Source organism: Acinetobacter brisouii (assembly GCF_008993995.1).
GTDB classification, from domain to species: domain Bacteria; phylum Pseudomonadota; class Gammaproteobacteria; order Pseudomonadales; family Moraxellaceae; genus Acinetobacter; species Acinetobacter brisouii_A.
This window is the reverse complement of record NZ_BKNN01000045.1, coordinates 1-24,198: the sequence shown is the minus strand read 5'-3', so window position 1 is coordinate 24,198 and position 24,198 is coordinate 1. Positions and strand designations below refer to the sequence as shown.

24 protein-coding genes and 1 pseudogene are annotated in these 24,198 nt (G+C 40.6%); 12 read left to right on the top strand and 13 right to left on the bottom strand.

Features of this window, described 5'->3' with window-relative positions:
- Positions 1-294: 294 nt before the first annotated feature.
- Positions 295-1,824: a lysine--tRNA ligase gene (lysS, locus tag GBN19_RS11110; RefSeq protein WP_151778182.1), complete on the bottom strand. Its 1,530-nt coding sequence runs from the start codon at positions 1,822-1,824 to the stop codon at positions 295-297.
- 263 nt (positions 1,825-2,087) lie between these two features.
- On the opposite strand from lysS, the gene GBN19_RS11105 reads away from it, so the two are divergent.
- Positions 2,088-2,597 carry a YqiA/YcfP family alpha/beta fold hydrolase gene (locus GBN19_RS11105; RefSeq protein ID WP_215899829.1) on the top strand — a complete coding sequence of 170 codons (510 nt, stop codon included), beginning with the start codon at positions 2,088-2,090 and terminating at the stop codon, positions 2,595-2,597.
- A 47-nt stretch (positions 2,598-2,644) separates the two neighbouring features.
- Here the strand turns inward: GBN19_RS11105 and GBN19_RS11100 are convergent, their stop codons facing one another.
- On the bottom strand, positions 2,645-3,193 hold the full coding sequence (locus GBN19_RS11100; protein ID WP_151778181.1) for an adenine phosphoribosyltransferase: 549 nt from the start codon (positions 3,191-3,193) through the stop codon (positions 2,645-2,647).
- 194 nt (positions 3,194-3,387) lie between these two features.
- Entirely contained in the window at positions 3,388-3,597 is a 210-nt protein-coding gene (locus tag GBN19_RS11095) for a hypothetical protein (RefSeq protein WP_151710131.1), read from the bottom strand.
- Between GBN19_RS11095 and rubA the strand changes: the two genes are divergently transcribed.
- From rubA to GBN19_RS11055, 8 genes are all read left to right on the top strand, one after another.
- On the top strand, positions 3,596-3,760 hold the full coding sequence (rubA, locus tag GBN19_RS11090) for a rubredoxin RubA (protein WP_151710132.1): 165 nt from the start codon (positions 3,596-3,598) through the stop codon (positions 3,758-3,760). The two genes, GBN19_RS11095 and rubA, sit on opposite strands and share 2 nt — an antisense overlap.
- Before the next feature lie 63 nt (positions 3,761-3,823).
- Entirely contained in the window at positions 3,824-4,999 is a 1,176-nt protein-coding gene (locus tag GBN19_RS11085; RefSeq protein ID WP_151778180.1) for an NAD(P)/FAD-dependent oxidoreductase, read from the top strand.
- Between the two features lie 20 nt (positions 5,000-5,019).
- Positions 5,020-5,958 (top strand): alpha/beta fold hydrolase, encoded by a 939-nt coding sequence (locus tag GBN19_RS11080; protein WP_151778179.1) that lies wholly within the window; start codon positions 5,020-5,022, stop codon positions 5,956-5,958.
- A 17-nt stretch (positions 5,959-5,975) separates the two neighbouring features.
- Positions 5,976-6,878 carry a LysR family transcriptional regulator OxyR gene (gene oxyR, locus GBN19_RS11075; protein WP_151710135.1) on the top strand — a complete coding sequence of 301 codons (903 nt, stop codon included), beginning with the start codon at positions 5,976-5,978 and terminating at the stop codon, positions 6,876-6,878.
- 211 nt (positions 6,879-7,089) lie between these two features.
- A complete protein-coding gene (locus GBN19_RS11070) occupies positions 7,090-7,884 on the top strand; it encodes a ChbG/HpnK family deacetylase (protein ID WP_151778178.1) in 795 nt (264 codons plus the stop codon).
- Positions 7,881-8,852 (top strand): glycosyltransferase family 2 protein, encoded by a 972-nt coding sequence (locus tag GBN19_RS11065; protein ID WP_151778177.1) that lies wholly within the window; start codon positions 7,881-7,883, stop codon positions 8,850-8,852. Before GBN19_RS11070 ends, GBN19_RS11065 begins: the two co-directional genes overlap by 4 nt.
- Positions 8,852-9,232, top strand: a complete 381-nt coding sequence (locus GBN19_RS11060) for a GtrA family protein (protein WP_151710138.1) — start codon at positions 8,852-8,854, stop codon at positions 9,230-9,232. Before GBN19_RS11065 ends, GBN19_RS11060 begins: the two co-directional genes overlap by 1 nt.
- 9 nt (positions 9,233-9,241) lie before the next feature.
- Positions 9,242-10,879 (top strand): ArnT family glycosyltransferase, encoded by a 1,638-nt coding sequence (locus tag GBN19_RS11055; RefSeq protein ID WP_151778176.1) that lies wholly within the window; start codon positions 9,242-9,244, stop codon positions 10,877-10,879.
- A 53-nt stretch (positions 10,880-10,932) separates the two neighbouring features.
- On the opposite strand, the gene gyrA is transcribed toward GBN19_RS11055, so the two are convergent.
- The 4 genes from gyrA to GBN19_RS11035 form a co-directional block, all read right to left on the bottom strand.
- Positions 10,933-13,629 carry a DNA gyrase subunit A gene (gyrA, locus tag GBN19_RS11050; protein WP_151778175.1) on the bottom strand — a complete coding sequence of 899 codons (2,697 nt, stop codon included), beginning with the start codon at positions 13,627-13,629 and terminating at the stop codon, positions 10,933-10,935.
- Positions 13,630-14,018: 389 nt separating this feature from the next.
- Positions 14,019-14,951 (bottom strand): FAD-binding protein, encoded by a 933-nt coding sequence (locus GBN19_RS11045; protein WP_151778174.1) that lies wholly within the window; start codon positions 14,949-14,951, stop codon positions 14,019-14,021.
- Between the two features lie 17 nt (positions 14,952-14,968).
- Complete coding sequence (locus GBN19_RS11040) at positions 14,969-15,718, bottom strand: electron transfer flavoprotein subunit beta/FixA family protein (RefSeq protein ID WP_151778173.1); 750 nt, start codon at positions 15,716-15,718, stop codon at positions 14,969-14,971.
- 409 nt (positions 15,719-16,127) lie between these two features.
- Entirely contained in the window at positions 16,128-16,733 is a 606-nt protein-coding gene (locus tag GBN19_RS11035) for a LysE family translocator (protein ID WP_151710143.1), read from the bottom strand.
- Positions 16,734-16,838: 105 nt separating this feature from the next.
- Here GBN19_RS11035 and GBN19_RS11030 point away from each other — a divergent pair, with 105 nt between their 5' ends.
- Positions 16,839-17,333 carry an Lrp/AsnC family transcriptional regulator gene (locus GBN19_RS11030; RefSeq protein ID WP_151778172.1) on the top strand — a complete coding sequence of 165 codons (495 nt, stop codon included), beginning with the start codon at positions 16,839-16,841 and terminating at the stop codon, positions 17,331-17,333.
- A 3-nt stretch (positions 17,334-17,336) separates the two neighbouring features.
- Here the strand turns inward: GBN19_RS11030 and xerA are convergent, their stop codons facing one another.
- Positions 17,337-18,248: a site-specific tyrosine recombinase/integron integrase gene (gene xerA, locus GBN19_RS11025; RefSeq protein WP_151778183.1), complete on the bottom strand. Its 912-nt coding sequence runs from the start codon at positions 18,246-18,248 to the stop codon at positions 17,337-17,339.
- A gap of 14 nt (positions 18,249-18,262) precedes the next feature.
- On the bottom strand, positions 18,263-19,075 hold the full coding sequence (locus GBN19_RS11020; RefSeq protein WP_151778171.1) for an enhanced serine sensitivity protein SseB C-terminal domain-containing protein: 813 nt from the start codon (positions 19,073-19,075) through the stop codon (positions 18,263-18,265).
- Positions 19,076-19,432: 357 nt separating this feature from the next.
- Here GBN19_RS11020 and GBN19_RS11015 point away from each other — a divergent pair, with 357 nt between their 5' ends.
- Complete coding sequence (locus GBN19_RS11015; protein WP_151710147.1) at positions 19,433-19,810, top strand: hemerythrin domain-containing protein; 378 nt, start codon at positions 19,433-19,435, stop codon at positions 19,808-19,810.
- A gap of 50 nt (positions 19,811-19,860) precedes the next feature.
- Here GBN19_RS11015 and dapF read toward each other — a convergent pair whose 3' ends face one another.
- The 4 genes from dapF to GBN19_RS10995 all read right to left on the bottom strand — a co-directional run bounded on the left by dapF (position 19,861) and on the right by GBN19_RS10995 (position 23,675).
- Complete coding sequence (dapF, locus tag GBN19_RS11010) at positions 19,861-20,706, bottom strand: diaminopimelate epimerase (protein WP_151710148.1); 846 nt, start codon at positions 20,704-20,706, stop codon at positions 19,861-19,863.
- 4 nt (positions 20,707-20,710) lie between these two features.
- The gene (lysA, locus tag GBN19_RS11005; protein ID WP_151778170.1) at positions 20,711-21,961 is read right to left on the bottom strand and encodes a diaminopimelate decarboxylase; all 1,251 of its coding nucleotides are present in this window, start codon (positions 21,959-21,961) and stop codon (positions 20,711-20,713) included.
- Between the two features lie 14 nt (positions 21,962-21,975).
- Positions 21,976-22,182 (bottom strand): LPS translocon maturation chaperone LptM, encoded by a 207-nt coding sequence (gene lptM, locus GBN19_RS11000; protein WP_151778169.1) that lies wholly within the window; start codon positions 22,180-22,182, stop codon positions 21,976-21,978.
- A gap of 113 nt (positions 22,183-22,295) precedes the next feature.
- The gene (locus GBN19_RS10995) at positions 22,296-23,675 is read right to left on the bottom strand and encodes an amino acid permease (RefSeq protein WP_151710151.1); all 1,380 of its coding nucleotides are present in this window, start codon (positions 23,673-23,675) and stop codon (positions 22,296-22,298) included.
- A gap of 415 nt (positions 23,676-24,090) precedes the next feature.
- Between GBN19_RS10995 and GBN19_RS10990 the strand changes: the two are divergent.
- A pseudogene (locus GBN19_RS10990) lies at positions 24,091-24,198 on the top strand (IS5/IS1182 family transposase); the annotation flags it as partial.

Here is a 24,198-nt window from a genome sequence, read left to right as displayed (position 1 = left end):
TATAATCAACGAAGAATTCAAAAAGGCTTGGATTTTAAGACACCAAATCAAATGGCAGAAGACTTTTATCGGTTAGCTGCCTAGAATCTCCCAAGTGAAAGTCTCCTGCTAATTCAGCACACATCATTGAGTTCGCAGATCATCAACGCTTCACCCTAAAATGGGCAGTACTCACCAGCTTTGTACTCATGGGCAGTGCATTAGTTTTCGGTATGTTCCCACTCTTTGCAGGATAAACCCCCAAGCCTTTATAAAAAAATACCCCTGAATTCAGGGGTATTTTCAAATTAATCTTTAAGCATCTTTACGGCGCATATGCGGGAACAACAATACATCACGAATACTTGATGCATTTGCAAACAACATCACTAAACGATCAATACCAATCCCTTCACCTGCAGTTGGCGGCAAACCATATTCCAAAGCTTCAATAAAGTCTGCATCATAATGCATCGCTTCATCATCGCCCGCATCTTTTTCTGCAACTTGTGCTTGAAAACGCTCAGCTTGGTCAATCGGGTCATTTAACTCGCTAAAGCCATTTGCCAACTCACGACCACCAATAAAGAATTCAAAACGGTCAGTAATATGCGGATTATGGTCATTACGGCGCGCCAACGGAGAAGTTTCTGCTGGATATTCTGTAATGAATGTTGGTTGACGTAATTGAGTTTCAACCGTTTCTTCAAAGACGATGGTTTGTAATTTACCCAAACCAAAACCAGCTTTCACTTGTTCTTTAAGTTCTTCACGAACAAAGTTTGCCAAGAATTCACGATCATTGACATTGTCTGGCGTAAAGCTTGGGTTATGTTCAAGAATCGCATCGAACATTGAAATTTTCTTGAATGGGCCTTTGAAGCTATACACTTCTTCACCATATGGCACATCAGTTGAACCTAAAATATCAATCGCTAGTTTTTCTAGCATATTTTCAGTCAACTGCATCAAATCTTTATAGTCAGCATAAGCTTGGTAGAATTCAATCATGGTGAACTCTGGGTTATGGCGAGTTGACACCCCTTCGTTACGGAAGTTACGGTTAATCTCGAACACACGTTCAAAACCACCCACAACAAGACGTTTCAAATAAAGTTCAGGTGCGATACGAAGATATAAATCCATATCCAAAGCATTGTGATGGGTCACAAATGGACGCGCAGAAGCCCCCCCTGGAATCACGTGCATCATTGGCGTTTCAACTTCCATGAAACGTTGATCTGCCAAGTAGTTGCGAATACCTGCAACCACTTGCGCACGAATTTCAAATGTTTTACGTGTTTCTTCGTTCACGATCAAATCAAGATAACGCTTACGGTATTTTGCTTCTGTATCACTTAAACCGTGGAATTTATCTGGAAGTGGGCGCAAAGATTTAGTCAATAATTCAAAAGTCTCAAGGTGTACATATAAGTCACCTTTGCCTGAACGACCAATGTAACCCGTTGCAGCAACGATATCACCCAAATCCAAAGATTTAATGCTTGCCAATGTTTCAGCAGGCAAACCTTTACGGTCAACATAAAGCTGAATACGACCTGTCATGTCTTGCAGCACGATGAACGAACCACGGTTCAACATCACACGACCCGCAACTTTTACATAAACGTGTTCACCCGCTTCGATTGCAGCTTTGTCTAAATCTTTAAACTGCTCTTGCAAGTCGCCTGCATAATGTTCGCGTTTAAATGTATTTGGCCAAGGGCTTGTACCCGCCTCTTTGGCATGTTCCTGAATTTGCTTTAACTTGGCATGACGCTGTGCAATTAAATCGTTTTCGGAAATAATGGGTTCAGAAGTCGATTGAGCGTTTTGTTGCGTCATCTCTGCCTCGAAAAAGTAATTAAAAAAATGAAGTCACATAGCATAGCAGAATTCATGCTTTTTTCGAAAGAATTCTTAAAAATCAGCTCAAAAAATCAGTCAACTTATGCAACTTTAGTCTAAAACAAAAACTTTTTAGACCTTTCGCTAGCACACACAAATCCAGAAGCAACGTAAAATACAACAGAAACCGCGAACATTTTAAGACCAAATGCATGTTTCTAACTGACTTTTCCACATTACCTTGTGATGAAACCCACTCGATGAAGATGAACAATGTCAAAATTCTATTTCTGCATGGACTAGATTCATCTAAGGAATCCAATAAATTCCATGCCATTCACGCAAAACAAAAATTTTGCATGGATGTGGATTATCGCAATTTAAGTTTTCAAACTGTTGAAATGCTTTATCAAAACATGATCGCAAAGATTAAACCCGATCTTTTGGTTGGACATGGCGTGGGGGGTTACTGGACGCTGAGAATGTCCGATCAATTTCGCTTACCTGCAATTGTTGCCAATCCAAGTCTTGCTCCAAAGTTTCGTGATGATTATCCTGCACTCGAAGAAAAAGACCTTGATCATGATATTCCTCAGCTTGCATATTTGGAGCTGGGTGATGAAATGTTAGATATGCACCAAACTCAACATATTTTAGAGCGTTTTATGTTGGTACACACTTACGCAGGCGGCTACCATCGCCTAGAATGCCCAGAAAATATCAATTTACTGATTCAACATTTTGAGCAGACTTTATTATCCCAAAAATAAAAAATGCCGATCTTTAAATCGGCATTTTCGCAACTCGGTTAAATCAATTAAGCAACTGCTTCTTCTTGCTGTGGCTTTTCACTTTCGCGAACTACAGACCACACATCCAAACCAATTTCTTTATGCAATGTATCTAAATCTAAAAGAATGGTTGCACCCAATACATTCAATTGGCATTTTTGCGCCAAAGCTTGAACTGCTTTCAAGGTACCGCCCGTTGCTAAAATATCATCAACTAAAATGACATTTTGATTTGGTGCAACGTCAGCCGACATTTCAAGTTTATCCAAGCCGTATTCCAAGCTATAGCCCACACCAACAACTGGAGGTGGCAATTTACCCGCTTTACGAACCAAGATTAGACCCTTATTCAAACGCTGTGCCAAAAAGCTTGCCAATACAAAGCCGCGCGCTTCAACTGCGACAAAACTATCAACCGCTTCGATTTGATCCGCAGGAATACTTGCAACTAAAGCATCAGACAATGCTGCAATTTGATTTACCAATAACGGTGTTAAATCATAAAAACAAATTCCAGTTTTAGGAAAGTTTGGAACAGTGCGGATGTTAGACCAAAAAGTTTGAGCGAAGTTCATGGCAGGAGAGTTTTAATCAATCTATTTGCGCTAATTTTAACCAAATAAATTAAAAAAAACCATGATTTTCTATTTCATAGCATTTGTTTTATTATTTTTTAAATTTAAGCTATTGATTTAAAACAAAATAAAAATTTAATAAAATTACAAACCGAAAATATTATAAGGATTTATTTATTTATTTCCTTACAACCTTAGTCTATAACATTCAAAATATCATCTTCATTTCTTTGGTTTTTGTTCATCTCAATACCCACACCCAAGATAATCTTGATTTTAACCCGCAACAAAAGCAAAAAAAATTGAAGAATACCCTGTAAACTACTGTTATTCATTTCACCCCAATCACATAATATTGCTGATAGGCATTTTCTATTACCCATCAGCACTTTGGAGATACTCATGAAAAAATATCAATGCATCGTTTGTGGATGGATTTATGACGAAGCAGCAGGTTGGCCAGAAGATGGAATTGCTCCTGGCACAAAATGGGAAGATGTACCGAATGATTGGACTTGCCCAGACTGTGGTGTATCCAAAGCCGATTTTGAAATGATTGAAGTCTAAAATCTAAAAACAACAAAGACCATGTTCAACATGGTCTTTTACGAATATCTGTTGGAGAAGAATATGCAGCCTATTGTGATTATCGGTTCAGGTATGGCGGGTTACACCCTAGCACGTGAATATCGAAAATTAAATAAAGAACAAGAACTAATCATGATTTGTGCTGATGATGCAGCAAGTTATGCTAAACCAACGCTCTCCAATGCTTTTGCAGGCAATAAACAACCTGAACAGATTGCACTGGCAGATGCTCAAAAAATGGCTGAGCAACTCAATATGCGGATTGAAACTCACGCATGGGTCAATCATATTGATGCAGCACAACATCAGTTAAGTTATGTTCAAAATCAGCAAACCATTGAGCTTAAATACAGTAAATTGATTTTAGCTGTTGGTGCAAATCCAATTCGCCTTGCAATCGCAGGAGATGGCAGCGATGACATCCATGTGGTGAACTCACTGTCTGACTATCGTGCATTTCGTCAGCGTCTTGATCAAAAAGCAGAAAAACGTCTTGTCATTTTAGGTGCAGGTCTAATTGGCTGTGAATTTGCCAATGACTTACAGCATGCAGGCTATCAATCTACAGTGATTGATCTTGCCCCACAACCTCTTGGTCGTTTACTTCCAACTTATGTGGCTGAAGCATTTCAAAAGAAATTACAGCAGAGTGGAATCAAATTTATCTTAGGCACAACCGTTGAGAAAGTCAGTAAACTTGAGCAACACTATGTGGTTACACTTGAAAATGGTCACAGTCTCGCTGCAGATCTCGTTTTATGCGCTGTTGGCTTGCAACCCAATATTGATTTGGCAAAACATGCACAGATTGAAACTAGCCGCGGTATTTTGACCAATAGTCTAATGGAAACCAATCAGCCTGATATTTATGCTGTTGGTGACTGTGCAGAGGTCAACGGCATGCTGTTGCCATATGTGATGCCGATCATGCAACAAGCGCGTGCTCTTGCAAAAACACTCGCAGGTGAACATACGCATGTTCATTACCCTGCGATGCCTGTTGCTGTCAAAACGCCTGCTGCGCCACTGACTGTACTTCCTGTACCTCCTCAAGTTGAAGTCAATTGGGAAACAGAGCATTTTGAAGATGGCATGTTATCTAAAGCCGTTGACAGTTCAGGAACCCTTCGTGGTTTTGTTTTATTGGGCGCAACTGCTGCTAAGCAACGTTTAACATTAACCAAGCTTGTTCCTGACCTAATCCCACTTCAAGCCTAACTCAACTATGGATGCTTAGCATGAATCCAAATCTTGTGTTCAGCCCATCGCCTTATAGCCAATATATGCGCGAAACCAAAGTCAAACTCGAAAATGGCATCGAACTCCATGTCGAAGTTGGTGGGAATCCTGAGCATCCATGTATTTTGCTGATTATGGGTCTAGGTGGGCAACTCATTTTATGGCCTGATTTTTTCTGCAAATCACTCATTGATCAAGGCTTTTATGTAATTCGCTTTGATAATCGTGACATTGGATTATCGAGTAAAATTTCCGATTCTCCTCGACATACAAAGCATCTGTTGAATATGATGGCGCGCTTTAGTGTTGGTCTTAAAAATCAAGGTGCTGCCTATACCTTAGAAGATATGGCGGATGATGTTGCTTTACTGCTTGATCAATTACAAATTGCAAACTGTCATCTCATTGGTGCATCGATGGGCGGTATGATTGCTCAAATTGTTGCAGCTAAATATCCCGAAAAAGTGAATAAACTCGGATTATTGTTTACCAGTAATAATCAACCTTTACTTCCTGCACCCGGCATCAAACAACTCAAAATGATGCTCAGCAAACGCCCTTTACAAGAAGATGAAATCATTCGTCAAAATGTCTTGCTTTATCAGGCGATTGGCTCACCTAACTATGTAAATGTTGAAGAAGTTCGTTTATTTGCACGTAAGGCTTATCTGCGCAGCTACCATCCCAATGGTGTACTCCAACAACTATTGGCGATATTATGTACAGGTTCATTGAAACACTGGAACCAACAGATCCAGCAGGAAACACTCGTGATTCACGGCGAATGTGATCGCCTACTCCCACCAAAACATGGACGGGTTGTTGCAAAAGCAATTAAGTCTGCAAAATTTGAATTAATTGCTGGAATGGGGCATGATATTCCACCACATTTTATCCCTCAATTGAGTGGTTTATTTGCACATCACTTTAAACCTTAAAAGTATATTAGGACGCTATGGCTGCATTACCCTCTTTAAGACAGCTTTCTTATTTAGTTACCCTGTCTGAAACATTGCATTTTACCGAGGCAGCACGTCGCTCTTTTGTGACCCAGTCAACTTTGTCTGGTGGCATCATGGAGTTAGAACGTCTACTAGGGGGTGTTTTGGTTGAACGCGATCGCCAAAATGTACGTTTAACACCTTTAGGGGAACAAGTTGTTGCGCGCGCACGTGTTTTACTTGCCGATGCTCAAGATTTAATGCGTCTAAGCCGTGAAATGAGTGAACCTTTAACAGGTGATTTGCATTTGGGGATTATTCCCACGATTGCGCCTTTTATTTTGACGCAATTACTCCATGAAGTGCATCACTATCTGCCAAAGATTCAACTCCATCTTCACGAAGCTCAAAGTGAAAAAATTGTTGAAAAACTAGAGCATGGCAATTTGGACATGATTGTTTTGGCACTTCCATTTGATACACGCGGACTCAAAGTGACCGAAATTGCCAAAGAAAATCTGGTTCTCGTTCACCATAAAGCCGATCAACAATGTGTTCGTGCAAGTAGTCTAGATGATTTAGATTTGTCACGTTTAATGCTGCTTGAAGAAGGTCATTGTTTACGTGATCATGTCCTCAGTGCTTGCCCTATCGGTGAACGTAAAAATGATCATCGCTTAAAAGCAAGTTCATTACCAACCTTGATTGAGATGGTTTCTTCAAACTTAGGCTATACGCTACTGCCAGAAATTGCATTACAGCGCCACATGTTACAGTGTCATGCTGATTTACAGGTGAAGCATATTGAAGCTGCACCTAGCCGTACGATTGCATTGGTTACGCGTAAAAGCACCCCTTTACAAAATGAATTCAATGTCTTAGTCGATATCTTAAAGAAAATCACCCAAGCTCAATAAGCTCAAAAGCCATGCCAATGTTCAAACTTTGGCATGGCTTTTTTACAGCACCACGCTAAGCATTGTCATCATTCTGTTATATAGTAACATTAAGAAACATTTTTCAAGTATAACCCTTAAGTTGCACTTAAGGCATTTCTCCCATATTAAACTCAGTTTCGTTTGAGATGCTCAATGAGCAATAGCTCTATTAAGCAAGTGAGTGCCCAATATGGCAAATGTCTGTTACTGTGCTGATGATTTTGCATTAAATTCCAGTATTTCTAATGCAATCATTAATTTAATTCAAAAGAATCGTTTACATGCAACCTCCTGCATGACTCAATCTCCTGAATGGCCAAATGCAGCACAGCAACTCAAGCCTTATACTTTTCAAGCTGAAGTGGGTTTACATCTCAACTTTACCCATGTGTTTGACTCAAATACGTGGGCTTTTTCTTTACCACAATTGATGTTCAAAGCTTGGTCTCGGCAACTCTCCCGCCAAAAAGTGTATGAAAGCATTCAGGCTCAGTGGCAGGCATTTACACAAGCACTTGGACAAACACCCGATTTTGTCGATGGGCATCAGCATGTTCATCAATTCCCTGTTATCCGTGAAGTCCTGATTCAATTTTTACAAGAACAGAATTTTAAGGGCTGGATCAGAAATCTTCAGCATGCCGTTGTTGTCGCACCATATCAATTTAAAACCAATATGTTGATGCAACTTGGTTCAAAATCACTCCGTCGTCTTTGCACTCAAAGCCATTTTAAACAGAATCAGAATTTCGCTGGCATTTATGATTTTAAGCCAATGAACTACGCGAGCTTAAATCAAAAATGGCTAGCTCAAGCGCAAGATGATCTATTAATCATGTGTCATCCTGCTCAAAACAGTACCGATCAAGATGATGCGATCAAAGTCGCAAGAGTTCAGGAATATCAATATCTTGATTCATCTCAGTTCATCTATGACTGCCAAGCCAATCAGATTACGCTCACACGTATCGGAGTCAGCGCATGAGAACAAATCCTATTTTGTCCTGTGTCATCCCTGCTTATAACGAAGCTGAAAATCTTCCAAAATTCATTCCTGCTTTAGTGGAAAAATTAGAGCAACAGCACCTTACAGGCTATGAAATTATCGTGATTGATGATGGTAGCAAAGACAATACATTGACTGTCTTGGATGGTTTAGTAGAGCAATATCCTCTGCGCGTATTGGCACTGTCCCGTAACTTTGGTAAAGAAGCGGCACTCAGTGCAGGTTTAGATCATGTCACGGGTGATATTGCGTTATTGATAGATGCAGACTTTCAGCACCCAATTGACGAAATTCCAACCATGCTGAATTTATGGCGCAATGGCTATGATATGGTATATGGCATTCGCAACCGTACAACCGAATCTTGGCTAAAACGCTTATTTACCCATAGTTTCTATCGCATTTTAAGTCTTAGCTCTTCAGTTCAGATTCCTGAAAATGCAGGAGATTTTCGTCTTATTGATGCCAAAGTTATTGCTGCAATTCAAAATCTCCCAGAAAAAAATCGTTATATGAAAGGCTTATATGCGTGGGTAGGTTTTAAAAGTGTTGGCTTACAGTTTTCCGAGCAAGAGCGCCAATATGGTACTTCAAGTTTTAATTTTAAGTCATTATTTAATTTAGCATTATCAGGTTTAACAGGATTTTCAGACTTACCGCTACGGGTCTGTATCTATCTAGGTGCTTTACTCGCCTTTATGGCGATGAGTTATGGTTTTTGGATCATTATTGAAACACTCGTTGAAGGTAACAAAGTCGCTGGCTGGGCAACACTCGCCGCAGGAATGACACTATTGGGTGGTATTCAACTGTTATTTATTGGAATTGTGGGTGAATATATCGGCAGAATTTATACAGAAGTCAAAAATCGCCCAAAATATATTGTCGCTGCTGAATATTCAAAAGATAAAAGTATCTCGCCACAGCCTCAACAACGACTTTCTTAATGCTTTCTTTCTTGACCTTTTTACGTTTTGGTGTCATTGGCGGACTAGCCGCAATCACTCATTATAGCGTGGTGATGCTACTGCTTCATTTATCGCAACTTCCACTCGCTTATGCCAATTTATTGGCGTTTATTGTGGCATTTTGGGTGAGCTACTTCGGGCATCGACATTTTACATTCCAAGCACAAGCACTTTCGCATCGGCAAACTTTACCTAAGTTTGTCCTTGTTGCGACTTTGGGCTTTATCTTCAATGAAAGTTTATTGCTGATTTCACATCATTTTTTAAACATTCCACTCTCGATCTTAGTGGTTTTCGCGATTTTTATGACTGCGATTTTCACCTTTGTATTGAACCGATTTTTTGCATTCCAGCATTGAGGCTATGCTATGCAACCACTAAATAGATCATCCAAATTATTATTAATACTGCTACCAATTTGGCTTTTTATCACTGCAATTATTCGTCCAATGTCTGTTCCAGATGAAGGACGTTATGGTGATATTAGCCGTGCAATGTTTGAAACAGGCGACTGGCTCACACCACGTATCAATGGCTTTCCATTTATGCACAAACCACCACTTTTACATTGGATCAGTACAGGTCTTATGGAAATTTTTGGCGTGCATTTGTGGGTCTTACGCCTAGTGCCGGTGCTTGCCGCCACCCTGATGCTGACCAGTATTTTTTTCTTTGTCCGCAAATATATTAACGAGCAGGTTGCTCAGCTCAGTGTATTTATTTTAGCGACGAGTCTATTATTTTTTGGCAGCAGTCAATACATTAATCATGATTTACTGGTTGCAGCATGGATGACACTGACTGTGTTCTGCTTTGCTGATTACACATTATCTGGCAAAAAATCTATTTTATTTTTGGGTTATGTCGCATGTGCTGGTGGTTTTTTAAGTAAGGGGCTAATTGGTGTCTTGGTTCCTGGCATGGTGATTTTACCTTGGGTGATTTACTGCAAAGAATGGAAAAAAATCCCTGCTCTACTCAATCCATTTGGTATTTTACTGTTTATTCTTTTGGCTGGCCCATGGCTTTATCTAGCTCAGCAGCATTATCCAAACTTCCTGCACTATTTCTTTATTGAACAACAATTTGACCGTTTTAGCTCATCAGGTTTCAACAACAAACAGCCTTGGTTTTTCTATATCGTCATTTTATTTTTCAGTTTTCTACCATGGCTGATGCTGACTGGATTTAAAGGCATTAAGCAACATATTCGCACAGCCATCCCTTCACCGATTTTAGCTTTACTGCTATGGTGGCTAGTTTCAGTTCTTGTTTTCTTTTCAATTCCGCCATCTAAATTGGCAGGCTATATTTTACCTGCAATTGCGCCACTGACTATTCTCATCACAGCATGGGTTCAGCAAGCCCTGATTCAACATAAAAATAAATTACAACAACTTGGTTCATTTATTTTTATCACCCTCATTGGAATTGCAATCTTGGTTGCTCCACATGTGATTAAGGAGAATCATGGTTTTTATTTAGAACATATCGGTTTTATTTCTATTCTTGGTGCCATCCTAATCATTAGCCCGTGGATGCTCTTTACTGCAAATAAAGCAGGGAAACTGTCATTATTCCAAGCAACGGCGTGCAGTTTAGTTATTCTTTGCTCCGTGATTCCTTTTGCTGTGCGTATGTTTGATACCAAAACCAATCATGATCAGACTCAATTTCAGCAATATTTGCATGGCAATACTCAACTGGTGTTTTACCACTACTATTTTTATGATCTGCCCTTTTTACTTGATCTTAAAACGCCAGTCTATTTGGTAAATAATTGGGATAATGTTGGCGGAGATAATTCTTCGGTTGAAATTAAAGATGGTCTATTATTTGAACCACAGTTAAAACGCTATTTATGGAATGATGCAGCGCTTGAACAGGCACTGAACAACAAACAACCATTGATTGTGATTAGTCGTCCGCATGATTTCAAACCTGCCGACCCTCATGTTAAGGTTCTACATCAGCGTAATTATGATGTTTTTATTTTTAATCAATAAGCTATAAAAAAAGAGGAAGCTTTTTGCTTCCTCTTTTTGTCTTTTTTGCAGACTTATTCGGCTGTCGTTTCTACCACAACTGCTTCTTCAGTCGACTCAATTACTTGATCTTCAATCAGTTCATCATCTTCAACAGCATCAATTGCTTCAACGCGAACCAGTGTTTCCGTTTCATCTAAACGAATCAAACGTACACCTTGTGCATTTCGCCCAGTGGTTGCAACTTCAGACGCACGAGTACGCACCAAAGTCCCACCATCAGAGATCAACATCAGCTCTTTGGTTTCATCAATCGCAACTGCACCGATCAACTCACCATTACGCTCTGAAGTTTTAATCGCGATGACACCCTTACCACCACGTTTTTTGGTCGGGAAATCATCGACTGGCGTACGCTTACCATAACCGTTGGCACAAGCACACAACACTTCACCTGTTGCAGGCACAACGACTAATGACACAATGCGGCTGACAACACCTGAATCTGAAGATTCATCGCTATCCTCATTTTCATCATTGTCATTTTCAGCATCTTCGCTATCGAGCGCATTGGCAGCCAAGGCAACACGCATACCACGTACACCTTTTGCTGTACGTCCCATCGCACGTACATCACTTTCTGCGAAACGAATCGCTTTACCTTCATTTGAGAACAGCATGATTTGCTGATTACCATCGGTAATCGCCACACCGATCAAGGTATCTTCATCATTCAATTCAATTGCACGCAGACCATTTGAACGAACATTACTAAATTGTTCCAGTTCAACACGTTTCACTGTGCCTGAAGCGGTCGCCATAAACACATAATGGTTTTCTGGGAATTCAGTTAAAGGAAGAATTGCAGTAATCGTTTCATTTGCATCGAGTGGCAACAGGTTGACCATTGGACGACCTTTTGCACCACGTGACGCTTGCGGAACTTCAAATACTTTCAAGCGATAGACTTTACCAACATTGGTGAAGCACAGTACTGTCGCATGGTTCGATGCCACAATCAGATGTTGGATATAATCATCTTCTTTCATCGAGGTTGCTGACTTACCACGACCACCGCGACGCTGCGCCGCATAGTCAGACAATGGTTGAGTCTTGGCATAACCTGTCTTAGAAACGGTTAACACCACTTGTTCTTCAGGAATCAAATCTTCACGGCAGAAATCAACACGTGATTCAACAATATCAGTACGACGTGCATCGCCATATTGTTGCAAAATCAGCGCAAGTTCTTCTTTAATGACGTTCATCAACAAGTTAAAGTCATTGAGGATGGCTGTAAGTTCTGCAATTTGCGCCAAGATTTCACTGTATTCGGCATGCAGTTTGTCTTGTTCCAAACCTGTCAAACGGTGCAAACGTAATTCTAAAATTGCACTGACTTGAGTTGGTGACAGGCGATAAATTTGCTCAGCCAAACCAAATGGACGACTTGGATCTTCACCTTCAATTTCGTCTGGACGAACTGAAATTGCGCCAGCTTTTTCAAGTAGTTCAACCACACCACCCGCAGCCCACTCACCTGCTTGCAAACGCTCACGTGCTTCTGCTGGATTGGCTGAAGTTTTAATGGTCTCGATAATGGCATCAATATTTGCCAGAGCAACCGTTAAACCTTCCAAGATGTGACCGCGTTCACGTGCTTTACGCAATTCGAACATGGTACGGCGAGTTACAACTTCCTGACGGTGACGAATAAACGCTGCAATAATATCTTTCAGGTTCATTAATTTTGGTTGACCATTGTCTAGGCAAACCATATTAATGCTGAACGAGTTTTCAAGCTGTGTATTCAAGAACAGGTTATTAACCACCACTTCCGCGTTTTCGCCACGCTTCAAGTCGATCGCAATACGCATACCATCTTTGTCAGACTCGTCACGTAATTCTGAAATACCTTCCAGTTTCTTTTCTTTGACCAACTCAGCAATACGTTCAATGACTTTTGCTTTGTTGACCTGATATGGAATTTCAGTAAAGACGATGGTAATACGACCCGTTTTCTCATCTTCTTCAAAATGGTACTTACCACGAATATGCAAACGACCTTTACCTGTACGGTAAGCATCCACAATGCCTGATTTACCGTAGATAATGCCGCCTGTTGGGAAATCTGGACCACTAATATGATCCATCAAGCCTTCAATTGAAATATTTGGATTGTCTGCATAAGCAAGACAAGCATGAATCACTTCAGTCAAGTTGTGTGGTGCCATGTTGGTTGCCATACCAACTGCAATACCAGCCGCACCATTAATCAACAGATTTGGAACACGAGTGGGTAAAACTTGAGGAATACGCTCAGAGCCGTCGTAGTTGTCTTCCCAATCGACTGTATCTTTCTCAAGATCTGCCAAAAGTTCATGAGCAAGCTTGGTCATACGCACTTCGGTATAACGCATTGCTGCTGCGCTATCACCATCGATTGAACCAAAGTTACCTTGACCATCGACCAATTGGTAACGCAAGCTGAAATCCTGAGCCATACGTACGATGGTTTCATACACCGCAGAGTCACCATGTGGGTGATACTTACCGATGACGTCACCCACTACACGAGCAGACTTTTTATAGGCTTTGTTATAATCATTGCCTAACTCATGCATTGCATAAAGCACGCGACGATGAACAGGTTTTAGACCGTCTCTTACGTCTGGCAATGCACGAGAGACAATCACGCTCATCGCATAATCAAGATACGAGTGCTTGAGTTCATCCTCAATGGCAATCGGTCGGATTTCCGATACGCTCATGCATACTCCTTATTATTCGACTATTTAAACTCGATAAACAGCCAGAAATTTTGAAAAAATTCAGACAAAATTAGTGAGAAAATTTTTCACTAAAACTGAAAAACATAACGCAATATTTTAGCATATTCACCCTCGCTTTGTTGCTTTACCAGTAAATAGAATCGCATTTCTCACACAAAATCGTTGCTTTTTTGAGCATAATTTTCAGCATTTTTCTATTACAGATTCTTTTATCAATTTCCTCTAATTTGGAATGTTTTTTCTGATCTGAATTGGTGTTTTTTTCTTATTAAATTTATATATTTCTATCGAAAAACAACTAACACAAATACAACTCTTGGGCATAAAAAAACGCCCATTTGGGCGTTTTTTAGACTGAATTCAAAAAATTACAGCTTAGATACTAATTCTGGCACAACTTCGTTCAAGTCACCCACTAACCAGTAGTCAGCAACTCCGTTGATTGGTGCTTCTTCATCTTTATTGATCGCAACGATCACTTTAGAATCTTTCATACCTGCCAAGTGCTGAATCGCACCTGAAATACCCACGGCAATGTACAAGTCAGGTGCAACAATCTTACCTGTTTGACCCACTTGCATGTCGTTTGGTACAAAGCCTGCATCAACCGCTGCACGTGATGCACCTTGTGCTGCACCCAATTTGTCTGCCAATGGGTCAAGGACTTTGTGGTAGTTTTCACCTGAACCCACACCACGACCACCAGAGACCACAATGCGTGCTGCTGAAAGTTCTGGACGTTCAGTTTTTACGATTTCTTCTGTCACGAATTTCGATACGCCTGCATCTTTTGCTTCACTTACCGCTTCAACTGCTGCCGCGCCACCTTCTGCCGCAACAGCATCAAATGCTGTGGTACGTACAGTCGCAACCACAATCGCTTCTTCTGATTGTACAGTCGCAATCGCATTGCCTGCATAAATCGGACGTTTGAAGGTATTTGCAGATTCAACTGCAATGATATCGCTGACCATACTGACATCAAGTAACGCTGCAACGCGTGGCAGGATGTTTTTACCTGTAGTGGTAGCCGCTGCCAAAATATGGCTGTAGCCTTTACCCAAGTCTGCAACCAATGCAGCAATATTTTCAGCAAGTTGATGTGCATAAGCAGCATTGTCTGCCAATAGCACTTTGCTTACGCCTGCAACTTTTGCTGCTGCATCGGCAACAGCTTGTGCGCCTGAACCCGCAACAAGGATAGTGATGTCTCCACCAATTTTTTGCGCTGCTGCGACAACATTTAAGGTTGCGCCATTTAATGTCTGATTGTCGTGCTCAGCGATGACTAAAATACTCATGATGTTATCCCTGCCTTTTAGATCACTTTCGCTTCGTTTTTAAGTTTTTCAACAAGCTCATCGACTGATTTCACTTGTACGCCTGCTTGACGTTCTGCTGGAGCTTCAACTTTTAATGTTTTCAGTTTACTGCCCGTTGCTACGCCATAATCTGCTGGAGATTTAGTCTCAAGCGGTTTTTTACGCGCTTTCATAATATTTGGTAGAGCCGCATAACGTGGTTCATTCAAACGTAAATCAGTCGTGATGATCGCAGGTAGGCTCAACTCAACAGTTTGCAAACCACCATCGATTTCACGAGTCACTTGAACTTTGTCACCATCCACTTTAACTTCAGAGGCAAATGTTGCCTGACCTGCACCTAAAAGTGCTGCCAACATTTGACCGACTTGGTTAGAGTCATCATCAATAGCTTGTTTACCGAGCAAAATCAGTTGTGGTTGTTCTTGGTCTACGACACCTTTTAAGATTTTCGCAACTTCTAAAGCACCGATTTCATCAGCTGTTTCAACCAAGATACCACGGTCAGCACCAAGCGCCATTGAAGAACGGATTTGCTCCTGCGCTTCTTTTGCACCCACTGAAACCACGATGATTTCAGAAACAATGCCTTTTTCTTTCAAGCGAACCGCTTCTTCCACTGCGATTTCACAGAATGGGTTAATTGACATTTTTACGTTGGTTAAATCAACACCACTATTGTCCGGCTTAACGCGAACTTTAACGTTGGCATCTACCACACGTTTGACAGCAACAAGAGCCTTCATGTATTCCTCGGCTGTATTATCCAATGATCAAGGAGAAAAGTGCGATACTTTTCAGAAATTCGTTTTCGTTGCCTATCTTGCAATGCGTTTGGCATTTCGGTCAAGTCACAATTTTTTGACAAAGCCTGATTTTGCTTGAAAAATGTGAATTGATCAGTTCAAAGAAAAGTGCAGCGCGAGGTATTCTACCCTAGTTTTTAGGTATTTTTAAAATAAAAAACAATGATTTAAAAAATAAAACTTATGAGTCACTTTTGCTCAAATTATTAGTTTTACTCATGATTAACATCAGAAATATCCACATCTATTGATAACAAAGACTGTAACCAGATCTCACATCAATGTCATAAATACAACATAACAGCTCATAAAAAATGCCAGCAAATGCTGGCAAGGGAAAATCAAAGAATTAGTGCGCCATCAACCATGTTGCAGCCAACATAATCATACTCGCTGAAGTTGCATCCACCCATTTTTGTTTGCTTTGATCAAAACCTGCTTTTTGTGTGGCTTTTGCCACAATAAATGACAAGGTGAGATAAACAACAACACATGAACCAATAAAAATCAGAGATAACAGCAAACCTTCAACCACAGGATTGCCTTTGCTATGCATAAATTGTGGCAAGATCGCAAAATAAATCAGCATCACTTTCGGATTGAGTAAAGACGTGACAAAGCCTTTACGAATTGGGTTATGGGTCTGCGCTGCTTGTAAACGAATTCCTTTACTATTGAACGCAGAACGAAACAATTGAATCGAAATATAAATCAAATAGGCAATTCCAAAGAAACGAATTGCATTAAACAACATTGGATAAGACACAATAATCGCTGAGATACCAAGCGCTACCAGAACAGAATGCACTAAATATCCAGAACATACGCCAAATGTCGCCATCATGCCTGACTTAAAATCTTTACCCATGACTTGTGAAAGGACAAACAACATATCAGGTCCAGGAGTCAACACCAGTGGAATCACCGTGATCGCAAAAAGGGTAAAATCAGACATCGCTTGCGCCTTCATCAGCAGCTAAGCTATTATTGAGAAAAACGCATCAAATAGGATTGCAAATATTCTATAATTAAATCAATTTTTCGAATTAAATTCTAATTTATGAAACAAATTAATAAATCAGTTTCAATAAAGCTCGATCGTATCGATAAAAATATTATTTTGAATTTGCAAAAAAATGGACGTATTCAAAACAACGACCTTGCCAAAGCGGTAGGACTCTCTCCGTCGTCTTGTTTACGGCGCGTGAAGTTACTTGAAGAGGTCGGTGTAATTCGTGGCTATACCACTTTGGTTGATCCTCAAAAGGTTGGATTTTCTTTGATTTTGTTTTCACGAATTTGGCTGATCGGTCAAGATGCCGAAACCATTGATTGTTTTATCGAAGCCATGAAAGAGCTTCCTCAAGTCATGGAATGCTATATTATTCTAGGCGAGTGCGATGCCATGCTCAAAGTGGTGGTGCCTGACCTCGAAAGTTACCGTAAATTTCAGTCCAGCCACCTCACCAAAAAAAATGGCATTACCAGTGTCAAAACAGATTTACCGAGCCAGTTTATTAAACAAAGCTATCAATTGCCTTTAGATGAATACTAAATTCTACTTTTGTGCGCGTGGGTGTGCTCGATCATAACTTTGCGCAAGATGTTCAAAATCCAAATGGGTATAGATTTGCGTGGTATTCAAATTACTGTGACCCAGCATTTCCTGAATACCACGTAAATCTCCACTTGAAGACAACAAATGACTGGCAAAACAATGGCGCAGCAAGTGTGGATGCAAATCGGCATTTACGCCTGCGCGCTGCGCTTGTGCTTTTACCCGATTTTCAATTTGACGAGGCGTTAATGCTCCACCACGCTGCGAAATAAATATGGGGTCTGTTGCACGAATCACATGCCCAACCCAAATGGCATAAACTTTAAACCATTGTTGCAAACTCGTTTTGGCTTTCTCCCCAAAAGGCACTACACGAGTTTTATCGCCTTTACCTGTAACACGCAGCAGCAGTCGTTCAAAATCTAAGTCATGTACACGTAATGCCTGCAACTCAGCAAGACGCAAACCACTGGAGTAAAGCAGTTCCAAAATTGCTTTATCGCGCAACCACAATTGTTGCTCTACAGGTTTTTCAGGTGCAGGCTGCTCTAAAATTTGAAGAATGGTTTCTACATCTAATAGCCCCGGCAAAGCCCGAGGTTGACGTTTGAGTTGAAAATCTTTACTTGGGTTTTGAACAATATAATCCTGCTGCTCAACCCATTGCATAAACTGCCGAATTGAACTCAACATACGCTGTAAACTACTACTCGCCAGTTTTTGATATTCAACTTTTTCAGATAAATATTCTCGTAAATCAGATGCTTCTATTTGATTTAAATCCAGTTTTTTACGCTGGCAAAAATGCAGAAAATCAGTGACATCACGCGCATAAGCAGACAAAGTATGTTCGGACTGTTGTTGAATTTTACGCGAATTCAACCAGACTGCTAACAGCTCAAAAGCATCCATTTTACCCATTCCAATCAGGAAAAAATTCGAGACAATACACCACGGCGTTTTTGCGGCTGCTCCCGCAAGTAAAAAGGCGTAGTTTCTTGACAAAAATACTCACTTAAATTATCTGTTTGTTGCTCATCAATAATGGTCAGATCAACAGGAGTAGGTTGATCCAAACTATCAAAAGCGACTTGCCCCGCCTGCTGAATCAGCTGTTCCAGTTGTTGTTCTGAATCTAATTTCAATCCAATAATCAGGGTGGGAGCCTGATCACGCTGTGGGTTAAACATTGTTGCCAAACAGGCTGCTTGTACTTGTGGCTTAGTTTGAAAAAATTTCTGCAACTGCGTCACCATTTGATATGGATAATCTGTCGGTTGCCCCAGTAAAACTTCGGTATCCTGCTCAACCTCATAACGCTCGACCTGCCCCATATCAATATCTAGCAGGTGCTGAATTTCCTTGGATGTAAACTCTTTACCATAAGGAGATAAAGGATTAAGCACCAAAGTGTCCCCCAACGTCATTTCAAAAAAATCACGGGTGGGCAAATACAGGTAGCTATGCTCTTCTTGTATAGATTGCTGCAAAGTTTGTAATGACAAGAAAAAGGGTAACGCTTCCGTTCCATCTGCCTTCTGCCATTTTTGCAACTGCAACTGATCACCTTGTTGTAAATGCACTTGTTCCGTCTTGGTCGACTGTGTGCGCTGGGTTGTCCCCAAACAATAAATATGCCCATTCAACAGTTGCTGTAAAAATTGTGGACGATAAGCAGGTTCTTGGGCGGCTTGTTGTAATAGTTGCTCAAGCTGTTGCTCAGACTCAAAATTTGACATTATTGGATACTCAACAGTGAGATTTTTTAATTGACCACAGTATGAAAAACTTCAACCGCATAATCAAGCCAACAAATTTTTGTTTATAATATCAATACCTATTTTGATATAGGCTTGTTAAATCATGATACTTTTAAAAAAGCATTAACCCTCACTTTATTTCTCGAGAATGGTGCATTATGAATTTTTTAATGTTATTAAAATCAATTTCTTAGAAAAAAATAACCGATAACGACTAGACAAGCAGCTCAAGCCAGTCTTGCTATCGATTTAGAAACAACAGGTGCAACCCAACCACAAAAAATTGCCTACTACTCAAGTCTTGTCAAACACTTACAACAAGATCATTAACATTTAATTGGACTATATTCAGCGGTACTTCAGAGTATTGAACACACTCAATACGCAGAGATTGTTTCTCAACTTGAGCAATTTAAATCTGATTTTCATGCCCATTTACAGGCAGAAAATATCAAGCTCTATGGCTTTTTAGAACAAAGTCTTGCACATCAAACTGAAGAGTTTAAACAAATGCGTCAATACCGCCGAGAAATGCGCAGTATTGAAAGTGTCGTCAATCAATTTTTAAGTTATTGGATTGAAAGCCGTGTAGGTGCTGAAAATATTCAACAATTTATTCAGAATTTTCAACAGATTGGGGCAGCGTTAGTCAAACGTATTGAAAGTGAAGAAAATGCACTGTATCCCATGTATCAAGACTGTGTGACATCTTAAAATCTAAACACTGCAAACCAAATCAAGGTTTGGTTTGCAGTGATAAAGTTCTAGCCTTGGAAGTAACGTAAATCAAAACGCCCTTCATAGACATTGGCTGTTGGGCCAGTCATCCAGACTACATCACCATCACGCCACGCAATATGTAATGAGCCACCTGCAAGCTGAATTTCGACTTCATTCGCCAACAAGCCACGGCGCATAGCGCTGACTGCTGCCGCACATGCCCCTGTACCACAAGCCAATGTTTCACCTACACCACGTTCAAACACACGTAAACGCGCATGTTTTTCATCGATGATCTGCATGAAACCTGCATTGACGCGTTCAGGGAAACGGACATGCGATTCAATTTGTGGGCCAAGCGTAGCCACATCTGCGGTTAGCACATCAGGTACAATCGTAACTGCATGCGGATTCCCCATATTCACCACATCAATCAAAATATTTTGATTATTGGCGAGGTCAAGGCGATACAGTTCCTCTTGTTCTTCAGCAAGAAATGGAATTTCTTGAGGCAAGAACTTCGGATAACCCATGTTGACGCGAACCCAACCATTTGGCCCAAGTTCAGGCTCAACAATCCCTGCTTTAGTTTGCACCTTGATTTTGGTTTTATGTGTCAGTTGTTGCTCATGGACGAAACGCGCAAAACAACGCACACCATTCCCACATTGTTCAACTTCAGAACCATCTGCATTGAAAATACGGTACTTAAAGTCGACGTTTGGAAAATCAGGTGGCTCAACAATCAACAACTGATCAAAGCCAATACCAAAATGACGATGTGCCATTCGCTGAATAGTTACGGCATCCAAGTAGGCGCGCTGACGAATCAGATCGATCACCACAAAGTCATTGCCCAGACCATGCATTTTAGTAAATTCTAACAACATCAAATTATTCCTCAGGCAATAAACGCTCTCTTTCCCATAGAGATTCTATGCTTTCACGTTCACGAATTAAATATGCCTTGTCACCATCGACCATAACTTCAGCAGCACGACCACGGGAGTTATAGTTTGAACTCATGACAAAGCCATATGCACCTGCACCTAACACCGCTAATGTGTCATTTTGTTGCAGTGCCAACTCGCGATCTTTACCTAAGAAATCACCTGTTTCACAGATTGCTCCAACAATATCCCATGTTTTGCTTTCTGTATCTTGACGAGGCGTTACTGCCTGAATGGAGTGATATGCCTCATACAATGACGGACGAATTAAGTCATTCATGGCTGCATCAACAATCGCAAAGTTGCGATGATTGGTTGGTTTAAGCAAATCAACTTTGGTGAGTAATACACCTGCATTGGCACTAATGCTACGACCTGGCTCCATATAAACTTTCAAGCCCAGTTTTTCCAAGGCTGGACGCATCGCATTGGCATACTCTGCATCTGTTGGTGGAACTTCATCGTTATACGTCACACCCAAACCACCACCGATGTCGATGTGTTTCAGTTCAATGCCTAACGCTTTGAGTTGCCCGATCATCAAAATCATACGATCCAGTGCATCGACAAAGGGTTGAGTTTCCGTCAACTGCGAACCAATATGACAGTCAATTCCCACAATCTCTAAATGCGGCAAGCTGTGTGCATATTGATACGTTTCAAATACGCTGTCACTTGGAATACCAAACTTGTTTTCTTTTAAACCCGTTGAAATATATGGATGTGTTTTCGCATCGACATCTGGGTTCACACGCAATGAAATCGGCGCTGTTTTGCCTAAACGTGCTGCCACTTTTTCAATACGGTCAAGTTCTGCATAAGATTCAACATTGAAACATGCAATACCAACATTTAATGCTGTCTCAATATCCGCTTCAGATTTACCTAAGCCTGAGAATACCACCTTGTTTGGGTTACCGCCTGCCGCCAAAACACGTGCAAGTTCACCACCCGTGACAATATCAAATCCCGCACCCAACTTTGCCAAAACATTTAACACAGCTAAATTTGAGTTTGACTTCACCGCAAAGCAAATTTGATGATCGATATAGCCAAATGCCTGATCAAGATCTAAATAATGCTTTTCAAAACTGGCTTTTGAATACACATAAAGCGGTGTAGAAAATTGCTGTGCAAGCTGTTCCAAAGAACATTGTTCAGCATGCAAAACCCCTTGGATACGGGTAAAACTCATGATAAATCCTTAAATTACTGAACTTCAGAAGATGGTGTAAATGTTGATGTATGGACTTCAGATGCAGCTTTTGGCTGTTCTTTCGGATGGTAAAGCAGATATTTTGGACGAGTGTCCAAGTGTGGATCGTTCGGTAACTGTAAATCTCCCGCCTGACCACAACCGACCAAGCTGAGACCTGTCGCCACCAAGCTGATCACGGCAATCATTTGACGCATCATAGACATCACCTGTATGTAAACTGAAAAGCAGTATACCTTGAACCCTGTTCCGACCAAAGTATTTCTAAATAAAAAACGCCAGTTTAAAACTGGCGTTGGCTGTTGGTGCTGAGTCACTTTTTAGGCTTAAAAAAGAAATATCCGATCAGCAAAATCAAGAACCAGATCGGGCTGACTTTTAGTGCTTTTAATGTATCAGGCTCTAAAGACAAGACATAAATCATGCCGATAAAGAAGATAATCACCACCCAACATGTCCACAAACCACCCGGCAATTTGAATTTAGATTGCTGATGTAATTCAGGACGTGTTTTATAGTAATTGATGTAACTCCAAATAATGATCAACCAAACACAAATAAACAGCACAGTTGATAGCGTGGTCGCAAGTGTAAAAGCTTCTACGGTATTCGGAACAAAATATTGAAGCGCTGCGCCACCCAACAAACAAAATGCTGAAAAATACAATGCATTGGCAGGTACCAAACGCGGACTTAATTTACCAAACAGTTTTGGCCCTTGCCCTTCACGTGACAAACCAAATAGCATACGACTGGTGGAGAACACGCCACTATTCATGGATGACATGACTGAAGAGAGCACCACCAAATTCATAATAATTGCGGCAGCGGCAATCCCTGCATGACTAAACAAATTCACAAATGGGCTGACATTTGGATTAATTCTGTCCCACGGCGTGACAGACATCACAATAGTCAGTGCAAAAACATAAAAGATGATGATACGGATCGGAATCGAATTGACGGCTTTGGGTAAATTACGCTCAGGATCATGTGTTTCTGCGGCGGTTGTACCAACAAGCTCGACACCAACAAAGGCAAAAATGGCAATCTGAAAACCTGCTAAAAAGCCAGTCATTCCTGTTGGGAAAAATCCGCCATTCGCCCAAAGATGAGTAAAGGAAGCCACTTCACCTGTTGGCGAGGTAAATCCTGTAAAGATCATCCATAGCCCAACAGCAATCAGCACCACAATCGCAATAATTTTGACTAAGGCAAACCAGAACTCCATTTCCCCAAACAGTTTTACGGTCACGAGATTCAATCCCATGATAAAGAAAATAGAAGCGGCACAAATCAGCGCACCTTCGGCAGGGCTAAATGGCTGACCTCCATTAAAAAACTGCAAATAGTTGATAATTGCCGATAAATCAGCAATCCCAATGGTGATCCAGCACAGCCAATACGTCCAACCCACAAAATAACCTGCCCAAGGGCCAATTAAATCTGTAGAGAAATCAATAAATGACTTATAGCTTAAATTGGAAAGCAGTAACTCGCCTAAAGCCCGCATCACAAAAAACACCATCAAGCCAATAATCATATAAATGAATAAGATCGATGGCCCTGCAAGGCTAATGGTTTTACCCGAACCCATAAAGAGTCCTGTACCGATGGCACCGCCTATGGCGATCAACTGTAAGTGTCTGTTAGATAAGCTTTTACTTAATTCAGGGGTGTCTTGATTCGACATCTTGATTTATCTCTCCGCATAGATGGTGAGTCTATTAGCTAACTTCAAAATCATCGAACATTCTCAGATATCACTAAGCACTATGGTTTTGATTATTTTTTAGCTAACAAATGTATTTTGATCAATAAGTTACTTCATCAAAATCGCGCCCATCATACGAGCATGAAACTGTGAGTACAATCAAACTAAAGTTATCTTGCACTATTAATGTGCAAAAACAAAAAAAGGAGAGTGATCAACACCCTCCTTTTTATAAAAATCATCCGATTTTATTTTTTGTTTTTCAACTTTTCTTCCCAGAAAGTTGCACCACGAATACCCAATTTTACAGGATCAAAAGGGCTTTGTTGCACAAAGCTATTCTTAAGGGCTTCTTCAGCGATATAATTTTCAAACGAAGAAGCCTACACACAAAATCTACCGCACAACCAATTGGCCCGCATATAACCGAGCTCTCATTAATCGTGGGAATATTGCCATTTGGTTCGATCCAAAGACCCAGTGGTATGCACAATCACAAGGC